Origin of the sequence: Epilithonimonas zeae, assembly GCF_023278365.1 — a bacterium.
Taxonomy (GTDB): domain Bacteria; phylum Bacteroidota; class Bacteroidia; order Flavobacteriales; family Weeksellaceae; genus Epilithonimonas; species Epilithonimonas zeae_A.
The window spans coordinates 2,135,176-2,153,285 of sequence record NZ_CP075338.1; the positions used below are offsets into that span (position 1 = coordinate 2,135,176).

The 18,110-nt window shown below is 34.2% G+C and carries 17 protein-coding genes, 2 tRNA genes and 1 pseudogene; 7 read left to right on the forward strand and 13 right to left on the reverse strand.

What is annotated here, in order from left to right:
* Positions 1-342: 342 nt before the first annotated feature.
* The 5 genes from KI430_RS09440 (at position 343) to KI430_RS09460 (ending at position 5,218) form a co-directional block, all read left to right on the forward strand.
* Entirely contained in the window at positions 343-1,521 is a 1,179-nt protein-coding gene (locus KI430_RS09440; RefSeq protein WP_248874251.1) for a winged helix-turn-helix domain-containing protein, read from the forward strand.
* A gap of 195 nt (positions 1,522-1,716) precedes the next feature.
* Positions 1,717-2,568 carry a methylated-DNA--[protein]-cysteine S-methyltransferase gene (locus tag KI430_RS09445; protein ID WP_248874253.1) on the forward strand — a complete coding sequence of 284 codons (852 nt, stop codon included), beginning with the start codon at positions 1,717-1,719 and terminating at the stop codon, positions 2,566-2,568.
* A 67-nt stretch (positions 2,569-2,635) separates the two neighbouring features.
* Positions 2,636-3,388 (forward strand): SDR family oxidoreductase, encoded by a 753-nt coding sequence (locus KI430_RS09450; protein WP_248874255.1) that lies wholly within the window; start codon positions 2,636-2,638, stop codon positions 3,386-3,388.
* Between the two features lie 383 nt (positions 3,389-3,771).
* Positions 3,772-4,197, forward strand: a complete 426-nt coding sequence (locus KI430_RS09455; RefSeq protein ID WP_248874257.1) for a DUF3995 domain-containing protein — start codon at positions 3,772-3,774, stop codon at positions 4,195-4,197.
* Between the two features lie 235 nt (positions 4,198-4,432).
* Positions 4,433-5,218, forward strand: a complete 786-nt coding sequence (locus KI430_RS09460) for an alpha/beta fold hydrolase (RefSeq protein WP_248874259.1) — start codon at positions 4,433-4,435, stop codon at positions 5,216-5,218.
* Between the two features lie 187 nt (positions 5,219-5,405).
* Here the strand turns inward: KI430_RS09460 and KI430_RS09465 are convergent, their stop codons facing one another.
* Positions 5,406-6,416 carry an NAD-dependent epimerase/dehydratase family protein gene (locus KI430_RS09465; protein WP_248874261.1) on the reverse strand — a complete coding sequence of 337 codons (1,011 nt, stop codon included), beginning with the start codon at positions 6,414-6,416 and terminating at the stop codon, positions 5,406-5,408.
* Positions 6,417-6,479: 63 nt separating this feature from the next.
* Positions 6,480-6,947, reverse strand: a complete 468-nt coding sequence (locus tag KI430_RS09470) for a Crp/Fnr family transcriptional regulator (RefSeq protein ID WP_248874263.1) — start codon at positions 6,945-6,947, stop codon at positions 6,480-6,482.
* Positions 6,948-7,028: 81 nt separating this feature from the next.
* Here KI430_RS09470 and KI430_RS09475 point away from each other — a divergent pair.
* Both KI430_RS09475 and KI430_RS09480 read left to right on the forward strand, forming a co-directional pair.
* Positions 7,029-8,203 (forward strand): IS3 family transposase gene (locus KI430_RS09475; RefSeq protein ID WP_248874265.1). Its coding sequence is split into 2 segments (ribosomal slippage): positions 7,029-7,287 and positions 7,287-8,203, totalling 1,176 coding nucleotides; the frame shifts between segments, so codons are not numbered across the junction.
* A 15-nt stretch (positions 8,204-8,218) separates the two neighbouring features.
* A complete protein-coding gene (locus KI430_RS09480; RefSeq protein ID WP_248874267.1) occupies positions 8,219-9,991 on the forward strand; it encodes a T9SS type A sorting domain-containing protein in 1,773 nt (590 codons plus the stop codon).
* 495 nt (positions 9,992-10,486) lie between these two features.
* Here KI430_RS09480 and KI430_RS09485 read toward each other — a convergent pair.
* The 11 genes and pseudogenes from KI430_RS09485 to KI430_RS09535 all read right to left on the reverse strand — a co-directional run.
* A pseudogene (locus tag KI430_RS09485) lies at positions 10,487-11,016 on the reverse strand (integrase core domain-containing protein); the annotation flags it as partial.
* A 120-nt stretch (positions 11,017-11,136) separates the two neighbouring features.
* Positions 11,137-11,210 (reverse strand) — tRNA-Asp (locus tag KI430_RS09490).
* A 32-nt stretch (positions 11,211-11,242) separates the two neighbouring features.
* Positions 11,243-11,316: transfer RNA gene (locus KI430_RS09495), tRNA-Asp, on the reverse strand.
* Positions 11,317-11,452: 136 nt separating this feature from the next.
* Positions 11,453-11,770, reverse strand: coding sequence for a thioredoxin (trxA, locus tag KI430_RS09500; protein WP_074232979.1), 318 nt, complete (start codon positions 11,768-11,770; stop codon positions 11,453-11,455).
* Positions 11,771-11,836: 66 nt separating this feature from the next.
* Complete coding sequence (locus KI430_RS09505; RefSeq protein WP_248874269.1) at positions 11,837-13,009, reverse strand: cysteine desulfurase family protein; 1,173 nt, start codon at positions 13,007-13,009, stop codon at positions 11,837-11,839.
* A gap of 49 nt (positions 13,010-13,058) precedes the next feature.
* The gene (locus tag KI430_RS09510) at positions 13,059-13,646 is read right to left on the reverse strand and encodes an HAD-IB family hydrolase (RefSeq protein ID WP_248874271.1); all 588 of its coding nucleotides are present in this window, start codon (positions 13,644-13,646) and stop codon (positions 13,059-13,061) included.
* Positions 13,647-13,729: 83 nt separating this feature from the next.
* Complete coding sequence (locus tag KI430_RS09515) at positions 13,730-14,455, reverse strand: SDR family NAD(P)-dependent oxidoreductase (protein WP_248874273.1); 726 nt, start codon at positions 14,453-14,455, stop codon at positions 13,730-13,732.
* Between the two features lie 85 nt (positions 14,456-14,540).
* Positions 14,541-15,860 (reverse strand): FAD-binding oxidoreductase, encoded by a 1,320-nt coding sequence (locus KI430_RS09520; RefSeq protein WP_248874275.1) that lies wholly within the window; start codon positions 15,858-15,860, stop codon positions 14,541-14,543.
* A gap of 57 nt (positions 15,861-15,917) precedes the next feature.
* Positions 15,918-16,805, reverse strand: a complete 888-nt coding sequence (locus tag KI430_RS09525; protein ID WP_248874277.1) for a decaprenyl-phosphate phosphoribosyltransferase — start codon at positions 16,803-16,805, stop codon at positions 15,918-15,920.
* Positions 16,806-16,889: 84 nt separating this feature from the next.
* Positions 16,890-17,576: an OmpA family protein gene (locus tag KI430_RS09530; RefSeq protein WP_074232972.1), complete on the reverse strand. Its 687-nt coding sequence runs from the start codon at positions 17,574-17,576 to the stop codon at positions 16,890-16,892.
* Between the two features lie 15 nt (positions 17,577-17,591).
* Positions 17,592-18,104, reverse strand: coding sequence for a lipocalin family protein (locus tag KI430_RS09535; protein WP_074232971.1), 513 nt, complete (start codon positions 18,102-18,104; stop codon positions 17,592-17,594).
* Between the last annotated feature and the right edge of the window lie 6 nt (positions 18,105-18,110).

Below are 18,110 nucleotides of genomic sequence, written 5' to 3' on the forward strand. Positions count from 1 at the left end.
AACAACCATAGATCTGAACCCTTTGGATAATATAGGACGGATCTGTCCTTATTTGAAAACTCCCTATCCATAAGTTTTATGCTATTCTCTTGTTTTTACTGCTATAAATATATGTTTTTTTAATTTTTGTAAATAATCGTACGTTTGAAGAAAAACAATTTAAGCATCACCGTATCAAACATAAAAAAACAAGGTTGGAATATTAACAGAGATAATATATTTGTAAAAACAAACTACTCACTCAACACTACTAATAACTATGAAAACTTTAATCAAACAAAAATATTTTGATGGAAACATTGCAGAAGTTGAAACATATATCTCAATTATTGATTAAAGTTTATGACAGAAAAATTGACTTTATCACAACTCCGTTTTTTGACATTAGAAAGTCAAGGATTAACAAAGTCGTACCCTTTTGGAAAAGGTAAAGATGCCGTTCTTAAAGCACTTGAACGTCTCGGATATTTACAAATTGACACTTTATCGATTGTTGAAAGAGCTCATCATCACACACTTTGGACAAGAATTCCCGATTATAAAACGGAATATTTAGAAGAATTAGCAGAAGAACGCAAACTATTTGAATATTGGTTTCATGCTGCTTCATATCTACCAATGAAAGATTTCCGTTTTGCTTTACCTCGAATGCTGGAAGTGAAACAAAGTGAAACTCATTATTACAATGCAGACCCCAAAGTGATGAAATATGTTTTAGATACTATTCGTTATGAGGGTCCAAAAAAAGCAAAAGATTTTGAAAATGAAACTCAAAAGTCAGGAAGCTGGTGGAGTTGGAAACCTACAAAAATAGCCCTTGAAAGACTTTTTTTACAAGGTGACCTAATGATCTCCAGCAGAAAAGGAATGCAAAAAACATATGACCTTACAGAAAATGTTTTACCACAAACAATTAATACAATCATACCAACTGACCTCGAATTTGCAGAATATTTAGTAAAGACATATCTGAATGGTTACGGATTTACAACCACAAAACAAATTACACATCTTAAAAAAGGGGAATTAATCAGAAAAAACATTGATAAAGTACTGAAATCAATGCTTGAAGAGGGAACGATACAACAAGTAAATATTGAAAATACACCTCCCGTATTTGTTCAAAAATGTTTACTAGAAAGAACAAACAAAAAAATTTCAAATATCAGGTTATTATCACCATTTGACAATTCAATCATTCATCGTGACAGAATAAAACAATTTTTCGATTTTGATTATAAAATTGAATGTTATATACCCAAAGAAAAACGACAATTCGGATATTTTTGTTTACCAATATTATTTGGAGACACCTTTATCGGTCGAGTCGATTGTAAAGCCCACAGAAAAGAAAAAGTATTTGAACTCATACATCTGCACATTGAAACTACTAATATTGATATTGAATTATGGAAAGAACAATTTATGGAAGTTTTAAAATCATTTGCCATTTTTAATGGTTGTGAACATATCAAATTAACAAAAGTTAATCCGACAAAACTGACAAAATTATTAACCTAAAAAAAGCCAAACGCATAGCTGTAGTTTGATAATTGAACCTACAATGAAAACAACCCAAATCTTCGATTTCTATTGAACTTTTGTGCTGAAAATCCCGCCTTCGGCAAACTCACAACGTTGACACACAAAATTCAGCAAGTTTCGGATTTTATGACAGCGATATTGTTATGACATTTGTGATATAAATTCAGAAGGATGAATGAGCAACAACAAATCAATTACCAAAGAATTGCCGAAGCAATAGAATATATAAAATCCAACTTCAAAACACAACCTAACCTGGATGAAGTTGCGGAACAGGTGCATTTAAGCCCGTTTCATTTTCAACGATTGTTCAGCGATTGGGCAGGTACAACACCCAAAAAGTTCCTGCAATATATCAGCATTGAGCACGCTAAAAAACTGCTGAAAGACCAGCAGGCTACCCTTTTTGATACAGCTTTTGAAACTGGACTTTCGGGCACCGGACGATTGCACGATCTATTTATCAACATTGAGGGAATGACACCTGCGGAATACAAAAACGGAGGCAAAAACCTTTGCATCAATTACAGTTTTGCCGAAAGCCCTTTTGGAAACCTGATTGTGGCTTCTACGCAAAAAGGCGTTTGTTATATAGCATTTGACAATGATGAAAGCAAAGCATTGAACGATTTAAAACAAAAATTTCCCAACGCAACTTTTCAAAGAAAATTGGATTGGATGCAACAAAATGCTTTGTTTATTTTTCAAAACGACTGGAGCAAATTACCCGAAATAAAATTGCATTTGAAAGGCACCGATTTCCAACTAAAAGTTTGGGAAACACTTTTGAAAATTCCAATGGGACAACTCTCTACATACGGCAATATTGCTGAACAAATTGGCAATGCAAATGCTTCCAGAGCCGTTGGTACAGCTATCGGAAGCAACCCTGTTGCATTTCTCATTCCTTGTCATCGTATTATTCAATCTTCCGGAAACATTGGCGGTTATATGTGGGGCAACACAAGAAAGACCGCTATCATCGGTTGGGAAAGTGCGAAGACACATACTTTGGAAATATAGCAAGTTTCGGGTTTCTTCCCACAACACATATTCCATTCTTTGCAACAGAATTTTAAAACAAAAAACAATGCAAAGATTTAAAGACAAATGTGCACTTATCACTGGCGGAACAAACGGAATGGGATTTGCCACAGCCCAACAATTTATCAATGAAAATGGTAAAGTAATCATCACAGGGCGAAGTGCCGAAACGGTAAACAAAGCGGTAGAACAATTAGGGCAAAATGCCTTCGGCATTGTATCCAATGCAGGAAGTATGCAAGACATTTTTCGCTTGCAGGAACAAGTGAAAGAACACACAGAAAACATTGATGTTCTTTTTGTGAATGCGGGTTACGGAAAATTTGCTTCTGTGGAAAATGCAGATGGAGCTCATTTTGATGAGTTGTTCAATATGTTAGTAAAGGGAACATTTTTTACCGTTCAACAAATGTTGCCTTTAATGAGAAACGGAAGTGCAATTATCTTAAACACATCTTTTGTAACAGAAGTAGGAACAGCCAATTTTTCCGTTTATTCAGCTGCAAAATCAGCCGTACAATCTTTCATCAAAACTTTTGCTGCGGACCTTACGGGAAAAGGTATCCGCGTGAACGGTATTAGTCCCGGACATATCAAAACCAACATTTTCAATAATACAGGTCTAAATGCCGAACAAATTGACGGAGCAATACAAAATATCGTTCCTGCAATACCGCTCAAAAGGCTGGGCGAACCTTCGGAAATTGCCAGTGCCGTACTATTTCTTGCTTCGGAGGAAGCCTCATATATACACGGAACGGAATTAACGGTGGACGCAGGAATTTCAGTTATAAAATGATAAATCAAAAGTTGCAAAATACACACAACTATTCAAAAATAGGAAAAGGTAATTAACGTAGAGTATGCAGATTTTATTACTATCAAGACAAAACCAAAATCTATTGCATAGAATAATTATTTCTAAAATTTATAGATAATTAGGAAATTTATTTTATTCGTCTGTGTCAAATCAAATTGTAACGCATTTATCAACTGGGAACAAATGATGAATTACAACTATTGATAAAGAAAATATCTATTCCGAAGACGAAGACAATGATAAATATTTTTCTAATTTTCGTACATTTATAGAAATTGCATTGAATAATAATTTAAGTGTAATTTCACAGTGAAAATATGCTAATAAATAGCAAATGGATATGATTTTCAACTTGAACTAATATGACAACAGTAATAGCAATTATATTATTTTTAATTTTCCTGTTTATTTCCTCAATTCACTTTTATTGGGCATTTGGAGGAAAATGGGGAAGCAATGCCGTACTTCCTACCAAAGACGATGGCATAAAAGTTTTAAACCCCTCCATTTTATCAACAGTCATTGTTGCGGTTGGCTTATTGGGTTTTGGACTTTTCATTTTAGTAATGTCAGGACTAATAACTTTTAACATACCTCAATGGCTTTCTGAATATGGACTTTGGATTATAGCAAGCATATTTACATTGAGAGCAATTGGAGATTTTAATTATGTTGGTTTTTTTAAGCAAATAAAACAAACAAAATTTGGCAAAAATGATACAAAATATTTTTCACCTTTATGCTTGACAATTGGAATACTGACAATAATTTTAGCACTGACAAAATAAAAACTACCGCTAAAAAGGGTTTAGTCTCACTGATTTTCAATTATCAAAAGCGGGTTGAAGTGCTTCGATTGAACATTTGTACAAAATTCAACAGCAGTAATTGTCTATGCCGAATCTTCAATTTCTATTGAACTTTTGGGCTAGAAATTCCCACCTGCGGTAAGTCTCGAAACGTTAACTGACATTTTAGAAAAAAAACACAACAAAAAATAAAACTTAGAAAAAATAAAACTCAATGGACAAATACATAATTTCTTCTGACTCAAGCAACATTCATTATAAAGAAACGGCGCAAAATAATGACCACATTACTTTAGTGTTTGTACACGGATGGCTTGGAAATAGTAATTGGTGGAATGAACAGGAAAAATATTTTAAGCAAACATACAATATCTTACAGATAGATTTAGGCGGACACGGGAAATCCGATAAATCAAGAAAAAATTGGACAAGTGGACAATATACGGATGATATAAAAGCAGTTGTAAATCAACTTGATTCACCAGAAATTATTCTTGTTGGACATTCTATGTCCGGAGCATATGTAGTTGAAGCAAGCATTGATCTGCCTCAAGTAAAAGCTATTATTCTAGTTGACACTCTAAAAGATTTAGATCAGGAATTCACTCCGGAACAAGCAGAACAGTTTATGTTCAGTAGTTATAGACAAGACTTTAAATCTGCTGTTGAAAATCTTCTTCCACAATATCTTTTTGTCGAGAAAACTCCGGAACATATAAAAAAGCAACTTCAATCAGAATTTTTACAAAACGAATCTGATCTTGCCATAAATGCTCTTCGCCCACTATACGAAATGGACATTCGTAAACTTGCAAAGCAGGTTAATATCCCTGTAAGAGCAATTAACTCTGATGCTTCACCCACAAATATTAAAAATAACAGAAAGTATTTTAAAAACTATGATTACAAAATCATAGCGGAAACCGGACATTACCCAATGCTTGAAAAGCCAGCTGAGTTTAATCAATTATTAAATGAAGTAATCAACGAACTGAAATAATAAAGATTAAAAACGTCAGCTAATCGACTTGGCAAGATGCGAGATGAATAATAATTTGTTTCCAATCTGGAAAGAAAATGCAAAAAGCTAATTTAAGCATTTTCTTTCCAGACATTAGATCTTATATATTTTCCATTGACTCTGGTGAATAATTTATATTTTATTTAATTATTGATTTTTAGAGTGTTTACAGCAAATTCCTATTTTCCATAAGATAGGCTAAAGCTTCTTTTACAGTTTTTTCCGGGCTTTTAGGATTAAAACCCAACTCATTTCTGGCTTTGGAAATATCGAAGTTCTGCTGTAATCCTGAAAACATTGCAATGTCTTTAACGCTTAATACCGGAGGTTTTCCACTGATTTTAGCTGAAAGTTCCATTACACCTGCAATTACATACAGGACAAATTTAGGAACAGAACCAGGCACTTTGATTTTCAGTTCCGGATAAAGCTTTTGAGCCAGTTTGGTAGTATCGGTAATGGTCATACATTTTTCGTTGGCTAAAATATAACGCTCTCCGGATCGCCCTTTTTCTGCGGCAAGATAGCAACCTTCCGCAACATCTTTTACATCTACCCAATTCAGCGTTATTTTGGTATCCATCGGTATTTGCTTGTTTAAAATTAATCCCAGTACGCCATACGATACATTCAACGGAAGAAATGCTTCACTACCAATCATTGCTCCGGGCATTACGGACACCAATTCAATTCCTAATTCTTTAGCGAGCTGAAAAGCCAGCTTTTCGCCATCATTCTTAGAATTATAATACATATCTCTTCTGTCCGGGTTGTATCCATTACTCTCTTTAGTAGGGAGATTGGTATAATCTAAAGCTGCGATGGAACTCACATACACAATTCTTTTTACCCCCGCTTCAGCAGCGGCTTCGATCGTATTACGCGTCCCGTTCATATTGACATCGTAGATTTCCTTTTTAGGATCTTTGGCCCACAATTTAAATGAAGCACCCACAGCATAAAATGTATGAACTCCCTGGAGAGCCTTTACAAATGAAACTTTGTCGGTGATATCTGCCTGAACCACTTCACAGTCCAAATCTTTAAAACAGTCCTTATTTTTGATGTTACGAACGGACGCACGAACCTGAAATCCTTTTTTGATGAGTAACCTTACCAGATTGTTACCTAAATGTCCATTTGCTCCGGACACTAATACTAAATTCTTACTTGTCATTTTATTGATTTTAAATACTACTGCAAAGTTCATCCTTGCTTATTCAAAATCACTTCACAAATGTTACTTAAAAATCTGTTTGCGGATACGGCTCAAACTTTTAGGGTTCATCCCCAGAAAAGAAGCGATATACTGCATTGGAACATTATGCAACAACTCAGGATGTTCTGTCATTAATTTTAAATAGCGTTTTTCTGCGGTAAGTGTTGCCAGTTCTTTCGCCCGTTTCTCATTGTAGGATAACGATTTCTGAAACACAAAAAAACTGAAATCTTTAAATGCAGGACTTTTTTGAGTAAGCAGATCAAGATCTTCCTTTGTAATACGTAAAAGTTCACAATCGGTAATACATTCCAGATTTTCATCCGATCGGGTCTGATTTGTAAAGTTGGAATAAGAAGTAATAAAACCCGGAGGACAATTGATATGCGTGGTTACCTCATCACCTTTATCATTGTAATGAAACAGCCGTACAAAGCCTGAAACCACAAAATATAAATATTGAGGAACTTTTCCCTCTTCTTCAATCACTCTGTTTTTGGGATACAGGACGGGTGGATGTACTAATTTAGCTTCCAGTTAAAGTTAAGCATAAAACCTTAATTTTAACCTATGAAAGGAGAGCGAAAAATCTACGATCCTGCTTTTAAAACCAAAGCTGTTGAGCTAAGCAAAGAACGAACTAATGTGTCAGAACTCGCAAGGGAGCTGGGAATCGCAGTCACGCTGCTTTACAAATGGCGTAAGGAGTACGAAGAATTTGGAGAAAGAAGTTTTCCAGGGAATGGAAAACTGAAACTGACACCCGAACAGGAAAAGATTCATGAGCTGGAAAAAAAGTTGAAGGATGCAGAATTAGAACGAGATATATTAAAAAAAGCAATCGGCATCTTCTCCAAGAGCGGTCGCTGAAATATAAATTCATAAAAAATAATGAATCTATTTTCCCGATTGAAAAGATGTGCAATGTTTTAAAACTATGTTCCAGTGGTTATTACAAATGGAAAAACAGGCCTTGCAGCAAGAAATTGCTTTTGAAGGAAAAAATAAAACAGCAAATCACTTCAATATATTTTTCATCAAAACAGCGCTATGGCAGCCCTAGGATTACGTCTGAGCTAAATTCCTTGGGTTACAAAATATCCCGAGTCACAGTGGCTAAATATATGAAAGAGCTTGGACTGCGAAGTAAACTGAGCAAGAAATTTAAAGTGACTACAAACTCTAAACACAATTATTTGGTGGTAGAAAATGTGCTGGACAGGAATTTTATAGCCGAAAAACCTGCGCAAGTTTGGGTTTCTGATATTACCTACATTCAAACCAAAGAAGGATTTTTGTACTTGACAACAGTGATTGATTTGTATGATCGGAAAATCATTGGATGGAGTTTAAGCAACGGAATGAGCACCGAAGAGACAAGTCTTTCTGCCTGGAAAATGGCTGTCAAAAACAGAAAAATAGGGGAAAGTCTAATTTTTCATAGCGACAGAGGCGTTCAATATGCAAGCAGAAAATTTGCAAATACTCTGGAATTTTATGGAGTTACAAGAAGCATGAGCCGGAGAGGAAATTGTTGGGATAACGCTGTGGCAGAGAGCTTTTTCAAATCTTTGAAAACAGAACTGATTTATGGAAACAAGCTTATTACAAAAGAAAAAATGGAGCTGGAAATATTTGAATATATTGAAATATGGTACAACAAAAAAAGACGCCACAGTGCCTTGAATTATCAAACTATTGAAGAGTTTAACAATCAAAACAAAATTTATCAAAATGTAGCTTAACTTATACTGGAAATTTTGTTTGCATATCCATTTATAGATAACAAATATAATTTCCCAACAGAATATTATTCTGAAAACGTGTCATATACAGAAGGAATAAATGAACCTAATACAGAACAAAGAGAAAAGGGGACAGGTACCGTAATAGAAATAGCAGTTTCTAAGGCTATTGCTATGCAAAACCATTATCTAAATAATAAAGATATTATTAACCCTACCAAATATAATAATTTAATTGCCAACGTATATTGGACAACCGACCCAAATCTTATAGGAAAAATAGAAATTACCAATCCTAGCCCTAGTAATTTAGAAGCTATTAAAGACTCTAAAATAAAAGTGTTTGTAGGAGATGGTAAAAGTGGAAATGCGGTAATTACATTGCATAATGGGTCTATCAATAATCCTGTCTATTGGAGCTGGCATATTTGGATAACGGATACTGCTATTGGCACAAAACAATATGTGACTACCCAAGGAGATTCTAATGCTCCTAATTATGTAAATTATGTACAGAATAGACCTTATGCTGTAAAAGCAACAGAATTTTTAGATAGAAATTTAGGAGCTATGAATGAATTACCAACATCAGCTACTAATTTAGGTTTAATAAAATCTGCTGCAGGGTTACATTATCAATGGGGTAGAAAAGATCCTCTTCCTGTTTTCAAAAATAGCGTAGATGAAAGTGAAAAACCAGTATATTTAGGTACTCCAAAAACAGATGGTTCAGGAGGATTTACTTATACAGAGCTTTCTAGAAATACCTACGAAACCAATGGAGGAGCTTATTTGAAAAAATATAATGATTATTCTGTTCTGGCTGGCGTAATTCCAACTGATAAAACAGCATTAAATACAGCTAAAGTATTAAATTATTCTGTGAAAAATCCATTGGTATTTATGATGCCTAGTGATATTATACCATATACCGGTATTGGTAAGTATGTAGGAAATGACTGGTTATCAAATGAACCTAATATTTTCTATGACAGATGGGGTAAAGGAACTGCCAAATCTCCTTTTGATCCATGTCCTAGAAATTATAGAATACCCGATATATTAAATATTGAAAACGTTGATGCTTTAACAACTTCAGGAGGATCTCCTTGGTATAAAGATAATGTCTTACCTGGTAAAGTATTATCTATTTCCCCTAATTATCCACTTACTTCTATATTGAACTCTGATAATACAAAAGTTCTTGGGTATGTAAGTATTTCTACTAGCTATAATATAGGGAATTATGCCAATTCTGGTATTAGAGGACAAAGAGATGCTTTTAATGTTGGTGATCCTATTAAATCTGGTGTGACATTTACGGCTACTAAGTGGTGGACAGCCTCGTTGCAAATGGGTTATCAATCTAGACCTAATTCTTTAAATATAGATTTCGTTAATAAAACACTAACAGCTACTGATACAAATGCTGATCCATATTTTGCAGCTCCATGTAGATGTGTTAGAGAAAAAGGATTCTATGATGAGAAAATTCCTGTGCAAGCAGATGCAATGAGCAAACCTGGCAATATATTTACAGAAAAGGAAATTAGACAAAAAATTGAGCAGAAAAAGCTTAATGTTTTCCCTAATCCTGTTACCGATATTTTATACATAGATGCAAAAGATGATAAAGAGTATTATTATCAAATGTATAATATGGCTGGTCAGCTTGTAAAGGAAGGAAAATTTGATAGCAAACAAACCAATGTTTCTTCTTTAAACAGCGGAGTTTATCTAATTAGAATAAATAATTCTGAAAAGGTTGTTAAAATAATAAAACAATAGACTTACCATTTCAATATATAATAAATAGATTATAACCACACTCTCATCTAAGTGAAAAAGTCGCCAATTGGCGACTTTTTTGTTTGTAATTGTTTGATAAATAAAGTTATATCCGCTGCTCCCGGCTCACTTCCACGAACAGATGTCGAGATAAGAATCATAATAGTTTGATTTTCCTTTCGGACAAGGAGATACAAGAGTGTTACAGAACTTACATCAATAGTGGGAAAAACAATATTAGAACCGTGAATTAAAAAGAAAATTGTCTGATAATAGGCTGTAGCAAAGAGTTAAACCGAACTTATCTATAAATATGAAATTAGAAATCATTTCAAAAACTCTGTGCTTGAATGTATAGAGACACTTTAAAGTACCAAGAGAAGGTATTGATTATAGGTGTAATAGCCACGACTTTATCTGACAGTTAGGTGTTAAAAATAATTGTCAGTTATCCAATATTGTCCTTATTTCCAAAAGTAAGGATTTTTTGTTCCTCTACAAGAGTTCCAATAATTTCTCTTTTGCAATAGGTTTACTATCTAAAAACGTCTGCATCGGTGTCTTACCGTAACAATGTTTTCCTGTATGCGTTCTTTCATTGTTGTAATACGACAGCCAGCTGTTCAGGTCTAATTGTAGTTCTTCAATACTTCTGTAAATTTTCTTTCGGAAAGCTATGGCATAAAACTCTTCCTGTATCGTTCTTTGAAAACGTTCACAGATGCCGTTGGTCTGAGGACTTTTAGCCTTGGTCTTCGTGTGATCAATATCTTCAATGGTTAAATAAAGCTGGTACTCATGCTTTTCTCTTATTCCACAGTATTTCGTTCCTCTGTCTGTTAAAATTCTAAGTAAACGAAGTTCCTGCTGTTCAAAGAAAGGGACTACCTGATCATTAAGCATGTCAGCAGCAATAAGGGCATTTTTACGATCATAGAGCTTTGCAAATACTACCTTAAATACGTGTCAATAAAAGTTTGCTGATAAATATGTCCAACTCCTTTGATATTGCCTACATAAAAGGTCACCTAATAGGTCACTTTCAGATTGTAAATTTTTAACACTCTTTGGGAACAGACATAAAACGAAAAATGCTTTAAAACATACATTTTAAAGCATTTTATACTATTATGATTTAATAGTTGCGATCCGGACGGGACTCGAACCCGCGACCTCCGCCGTGACAGGGCGGCATTCTAACCAGCTGAACTACCGGATCAATTTTTTGAAAAGTAATTGATAAACTTTTTGCGATCCGGACGGGACTCGAACCCGCGACCTCCGCCGTGACAGGGCGGCATTCTAACCAGCTGAACTACCGGATCTCTTGCCATAACTCAGGACTAGTACCCTTTGTTATTGTGGTTGCAAAAATACAACAATAATCTACATCTGCAAATTAATTTCAAAAAAAAATGCTTCTCAATTAGAAAAGCATTCATTTTCAATTATATTAATTTCTTACAAGAAAGCATTCAGCTTCTCAGCGATGACTTCTTTTGGAGCAACACCTACGATTTTATCTACAACTTCTCCGTTTTTGAAAATTAAAACGGTAGGAATATTTCTGATTCCATAATCAACAGAAATCTGCTGATTGTTATCAACATCTACTTTACCTACCAACGCTTTGCCTTCAAAGTCAGTTGCTACTTCTTCGATGATTGGTCCAAGCATTCTACAAGGTCCACACCAAGCTGCCCAAAAGTCAACTAAAACTGGTTTATCTGAATTCAATACTGTTTCCTGAAAGGATTGATCTGTAATTTCTACTGCCATGATTTCTTTTTCTTTATTGTTTTATTAAACAAAATTACAAAATTTTAAGTTTGTTTCTTCTGTTGGTTATCTATGTAAACTATCAGCTTTTTCTATAACAAATTGCTGGCCTATTTCTTCTAACGCATTTATAAAAGCATCAATATCAGACTTTTTAGTAAAATGACTGAATGAAACTCTTACAGGAGTCGAATTTTCCAAATCATCTTCTGATAAAACAGACATCAAGACCATTGATGGTTTTGCCGCACCTGAACTACAAGCACTTCCCTGCGAAATGGCAATTCCTTTCATATCCAATTGCAATCCAATCAAAGGATTTTTATAAGGAAGCAAAAGATTCAGAACTGTATATAAACTGCTTTCTTCCGCACTTCTTCCATTGAATTTCACTCCTGCAATTCTTTCTTTTAATTGTTGGATTGTATAATTCTTAATATCCAAAATATGGTTTTTATAATCTTCCATTTTTTCCTGGGAAATCTCCCAAGCTTTCCCCAAACCTGCGATTCCTGTCACGTTTTCAGTTCCAGCTCTCAAGCTTCTTTCCTGCGGTCCGCCAGTAATAATTCCCTTAAGTCCTGAAGATTTTCTTACAAAAGCAAATCCAGAACCTTTTGGCCCGTGAAACTTGTGTGCACTGCAAGATGCAAAATCAACCGGAATTTTAGAAAAATCCAAATCCAAATGCGCCATTGTCTGAACCGTGTCCGAATGGAAAAGTGTATTATTTTCTTTACAAAGGTGAGCCACTTTCTCGATATCAAGAATATTCCCGATCTCGTTGTTGGCGTGCATCAATGTCACTAAAGTCTTTTTGTCTGAGGACTTTAGAACTTCTTCTAATTTCTTCAAATCGAAATCGCCGTTGGAGTCCGGTCTTAGATAAACCAATTCTACACCTTTCAATTTCTTCATTTCAAGGCAAGTTTCAGCTACACACTTGTGTTCCAAAGCAGAAGTGATGATTCTTTCTACACCAAGATAATTAACCGCAGATTTGATAATCATATTGTTGGATTCGGTTCCACAAGATGTGAAAACGATTTCTCCCGGAGTCACTTTCAAAGAATCTGCAATCTTTCGCCTAACTTCTTCCAAAATGGTCTTGGCTTCCTGTCCCAAACTGTGCGTTGATGACGGATTACCATAATTGAATTTTAAAACATTCACCATACAATCTATCACCTCATCGTCCAGAGGTGTAGTTGCTGCATTATCCAGATAAATTCTTTCCATTTTTAATTAGATTTAAAGCCGAAAATTGTTCGAAAATTAAGGTACTAAATTAGTGAAAAAATCGGTAATGAGATTCATTGGCGAATTTGAACATCGCTTTGTCTCCAGAAGTATCTCCAAAAGCTATGATTTTATCAAATTTCTTGTCTCCAATTTCGATTTTAACTCTGTTAGCTTTCTCTTCTTTATTACAGTTTTTTCCAACAAATTTCCCTGTAAAAATATCATCTTTAAACTCTGCTTGTGTAGAAAGCAATTTCATATTGAATTTTTCAGCAAATGGTTTTACCCAAATGTCCAAAGAAGCTGAAACAATATAGGATTCTGTGTGAGTTCTATCAATATTATTGATGAAATCCAAAGCATTTTCTCTGAATAAACTGGGATAATTCTCATCAAAAAACTGTTCTGCTTTTTTTTCTATTTGATATCTGGATTGACCTTTCAGAATGGATGCAATGAAACTTTTCTTCACAGCTTCCGCATCTGCCAATTTCATTTTTAATAAAATAAAAAGTGGAACGTGTTTCAAAAACTGGACAGAAAATTTAGCTGGGTCATAAAACTTCAAAAACAAAAACATGGTGTCTTTGTAAGTTAAGGTTCCATCAAAATCGAATAGATATAATTTCTTCATAAGTGATAAATTATGAATGATAAATGATTATTTGCTTCGTTTCTTAATAGAACTTCAATAGATTATCATCTATCAATCATCAACTATAGTTTTAGCTTTTTAAAAATAAATTCAGGAATATTTCTGATGATCATCATAATGATTGCCCAAATTGGTAAAACGTAAGCAACATCCTTTTTATTTTTATAGGCTTTATAAATTCCTGCTGCTGCTTTTTTGGGTGTTGCTGTCAAAGCTGGATTCAGAGGTAAACCTTCCGTCATTTTGGTTTCCATAAAACCTGGTTTAACGGTTAAAACATGAACTTTTTTATCAAATAAATAATTTCTCAATCCACTCAAATAAGCTGTTAATCCGGCTTTTGCACTTCCGTAGATGAAATTACTTTGTCTTCCTCTTTCACCTGCAACCGAAGATAAAACGATCATTGTTCCACTTCTTTTGGATTCCATTTTTTTGGCAAAGAAGTTGAGGACAGGAACTAATTTTGCGTAATTGACATCAATAATCTGCGTTGTATTTTCGTCATCATAAAGACCTTCTTCCGTTCCTAAACCAAGATAGCCAGAAGCACAAAACAACAAATCTGAATTGATATTTTCTAAGGCCTTATAATCAATCTCCTTCATCAAATCCAATGGAATAATTTCGGAATTCTGAAGAAACTTAACCTGAAGATGACCTGCGAATTTCTCTGTCGTTTCCGGGTTAGAACTTAACAGATAAATCGTGGGAAATTTTTCTCCTTGAGCCAAACATTCTTCTACGAATGCCTGTGCAACTTCAGAATTGGAACCTAATACTATCATTTTATTAAACGCAAGTTGCGCTAAGTTTTAGTTTTTATTATACTTTATGATTCGCAATAAGAAATAATCTTTGCACAACTTGCGTTTAATTACCTCCGCTCAATATTCTTTTATGTTGAAGTGATACAAACTTGGATGAATCAACGTTTTGAAGATAATTGGTCAAAGAAGATTTACTCATACTATCTTTCGTCAAATAAATTCTACCTCCGAAATTTTCAACGATTGTATCCAATTGTTCAACCAGTTTTTTAAGTCCTTTGTTGACTTTAAAATCTAAAGCCAGCGTATAACCTTCTTTCGGAAAGGAATTATAAGCTAATGGATTATCTTTCCCAAATAATTTCAAAACTGCCAAGAAAGAACCGTTTCCACTTTTTGCAATGGCATCAAGAATTTGTCTCATTCCTTCCTTACCATTTTCTTTCGGGATAACCATTTGGTATTGGATAAATCCACTTTTTCCGTAGATTTTGTTCCAATCATTGATAACATCCAAAGGATAGAAAAAGGTTTCGTAATCAATAAAATTATTCAGCTGTTTCTTGGTTTGCTTATTGTAATAAAGGAAATTGAAAATCTTAATGGTTAAAGCATTCAAAACAAATCCAGGAAAATAAAAAGGAACTGTCGGTTTGAATTTTTCTTTTAGTTTCAAAGATTTCTTCTGAAGATTAGATGGTAATTCTGCCTTCAAGGCGTGTTCACCTCGCATCAAAATAGAACGTCCAAGATTTTTTCCTTTTTGGAAACAATCAATCCAGGCAACGTTATAAGTCCAATCCTCGCTTTCATCAAACAATTTGAAAACCTCATCCAGATTTTCAGCTTTGATACTTTCTTGTCTGATGTAAGCTGATTCTATATTTTTTAGTTTGAATTTAGCTGACAAGATAATTCCTGTCAATCCCATTCCACCAATTGTCGCCCAAAATTTATCCGTATTTTCTTCTCTGGAACAAGTGATGACTTCCGAGTTTTCATTCAATAATTTGAACTCCGTTACATATTCTGAAAAGCAACCTTCTGCATGATGATTTTTTCCGTGAACGTCAGACGCAATGGCGCCACCGACGGAAACAAATTTGGTTCCAGGAGTAACATAAAGAAAATAACCTTGCGGAACAGTAACCTCTAAAACTTCTGACAAAAGAACACCAGATTCACATTCGATGATTCCGTTAAGCCTGTCAAAAGAAATGAATTTATTCAATCTTTTTGTAGAGAAAATATGTTCTCCAAGAGAAGCATCGCCATAACAACGACCGTTTCCACGAGCAATAACTTCGTTATTATCTCTTACAAATTGTTTGATTTTAGAAACAGAATCATCCGATTTCATTTCCTTCTCTACGATTGGAAAATTTCCCCAGTTGGTTACTTTCTGTACAAAATTCGGCTTCATCTTTAGGTTTATTTATTTAAAATTGAATACATCCATTCAACTTTTAATATTTTGATTTTATTTCTTAAAATAGATTTGTAAAAGGAAAACGATAACCCAAAGGACAATTGTCACTTGTATATATCGGTCTTTATAAACAATCTTTGTTGGCGATTCAGTTTTATTATATACCAACGTCTGCTGCAGATATCTTAGAAATGCAAACACCACAAAAATCACTGTATAGAAAACTCTAGGATGAAATCTCGCCTGAACCTCCGGAGACAAGGTAAACATCAGATAACAAATGATTGCCAAAGTACAACTGATTGACAAAGCAATATCAGCAAATTGAACATTATAACCATCTAAAGCTTTTCTGGTTTTTCCTGAAATCTGAGCATTGATTAATTCTCCTCTTCTTTTGCCAATTGCCAGTACAAGTGCCAGTACAAAGGTTAACAAGATGGCCCAGTTAGTTACGATAACTCCTGTCACATAACCACCCGCTAAAACTCTGAGAACAAATCCAATGGCGATGATACAGATATCAACAATCGCCACTTGTTTTAGTTTGAATGTATAGAAAAGATTCATCACAAAATAAAATGCGATGATGACTCCGAACTTCCAAAAGTTAGTTTGAAAAATATAATTTCCAAGAAAAATAGAACCGACTGACAACAGAATCAATAATACAAATAAAATCCTTGCACTGGTCTTAGAAACAGCACCACTTGCTAACGGACGATGTTTTTTTTCCGGATGTTTTTTATCTGATTCTATATCAAAATAATCATTGATGATATAAATAGAACTTGCTGTAAAAGAGAAAACCAAGAATGCAAAAATACTCTCGTAAAAAAGATGAGTATTGGTAATCTTACCTGAAAAAAATAAAGGAGCAAAAACAAATAAGTTCTTAACCCATTGTTCTACTCTTATTAATTTTAAATAATTCTTCATCCAATGTTTATAATTCTACAAAAATAGCATTAAAATAAAAAAACCGCAAATTGCGGTTTGTTATTTATCTTAAATGAATGATAATTAATTTGACTTGGCGTCGTTAATCATTTTTTCATTTGCTGTAATTGCAAATTCTACACGTCTGTTCTGTGCTCTACCTGCATCTGTATCATTAGAAGCAATGGGGCTAGATTTCCCTAAACCTTCTGTAAACAATCTTGTAGATGAGATACCATTAGCCACAAAATAATTTTTAACTGCAGCAGCTCTCTGTCCCGAGATTCTCAAGTTAACCGCATCTGTACCAACACTATCTGTGTGACCATAGATATTAATATTAGTATCAGGATTATTCTTAAGAACCGTTACCAATTTATCAAGATTAGTTTTTGCAAGAGTCGTTAAATTCGATGAATTGAAATCGAAGTTAACCGTATTTTCGTGAAGCGTCACTTTAATACCTTCCCCTACTCTTTCTACTTCAGCTCCAGGTAAAACTTCTTTAATTTCTTTAGCCTGTTTGTCCATTTTGTTACCAATAACACCACCAGCAACACCACCTACAACACCACCAAGAACAGCTCCAAGAGGCGCATTACCACCTTTTCCGATGTTATTTCCTAAAATCCCTCCAAGTACAGCTCCGGCAGCAGTTCCTATTGCAGCGCCTTTCTGAGTATTATTCGCATTTTGAACGGCCTCACAACTTGTTAATAAAAGTGAGCCTGAGATAAAAAATGCAGCTATGTTTAATTTAGTTAATTTCATTATATGTATTTTTAATTATTTAGCAGTTCTTACAAAATTATAACGCACGTCCATTGGGGAACCATCTGCATTAACAGACTGAACCAAAGTGAAGCTATTTTCAGTTGGATTTTCTAATCTTAACATATATCCAGCAGAGACATGTTTTGCTTTTTCTCCTTCACCAACTTTTTTGATGGATACGTTACTGTATTTATCAACACTAAAAGTAATAGCTTGTGTTCTCATTGGACAATCTCCTCCGCCATTTAAGGTATATGCTCCTGTATAATTATTTGGAACTAATTTCCAAGAACTACCTACGAAACAATTAATATCCGCACCTTCGTCGAAAGGTTTAATTTTAAATGATTTGTTATAATCTACATCAGATATAGACCATTCTCCTTTTAGCTTCATAACTTCAGCACGTACTGTTTGTGCCTGACCTGCACTAACGCTTCCATCAGAAGATGAAGCATTTTTTGTAGATGAACAAGAGGTTGCAAAAAAAGCAATACCTAATATTCCTAAAATTAATTTTCTCATAGTTTT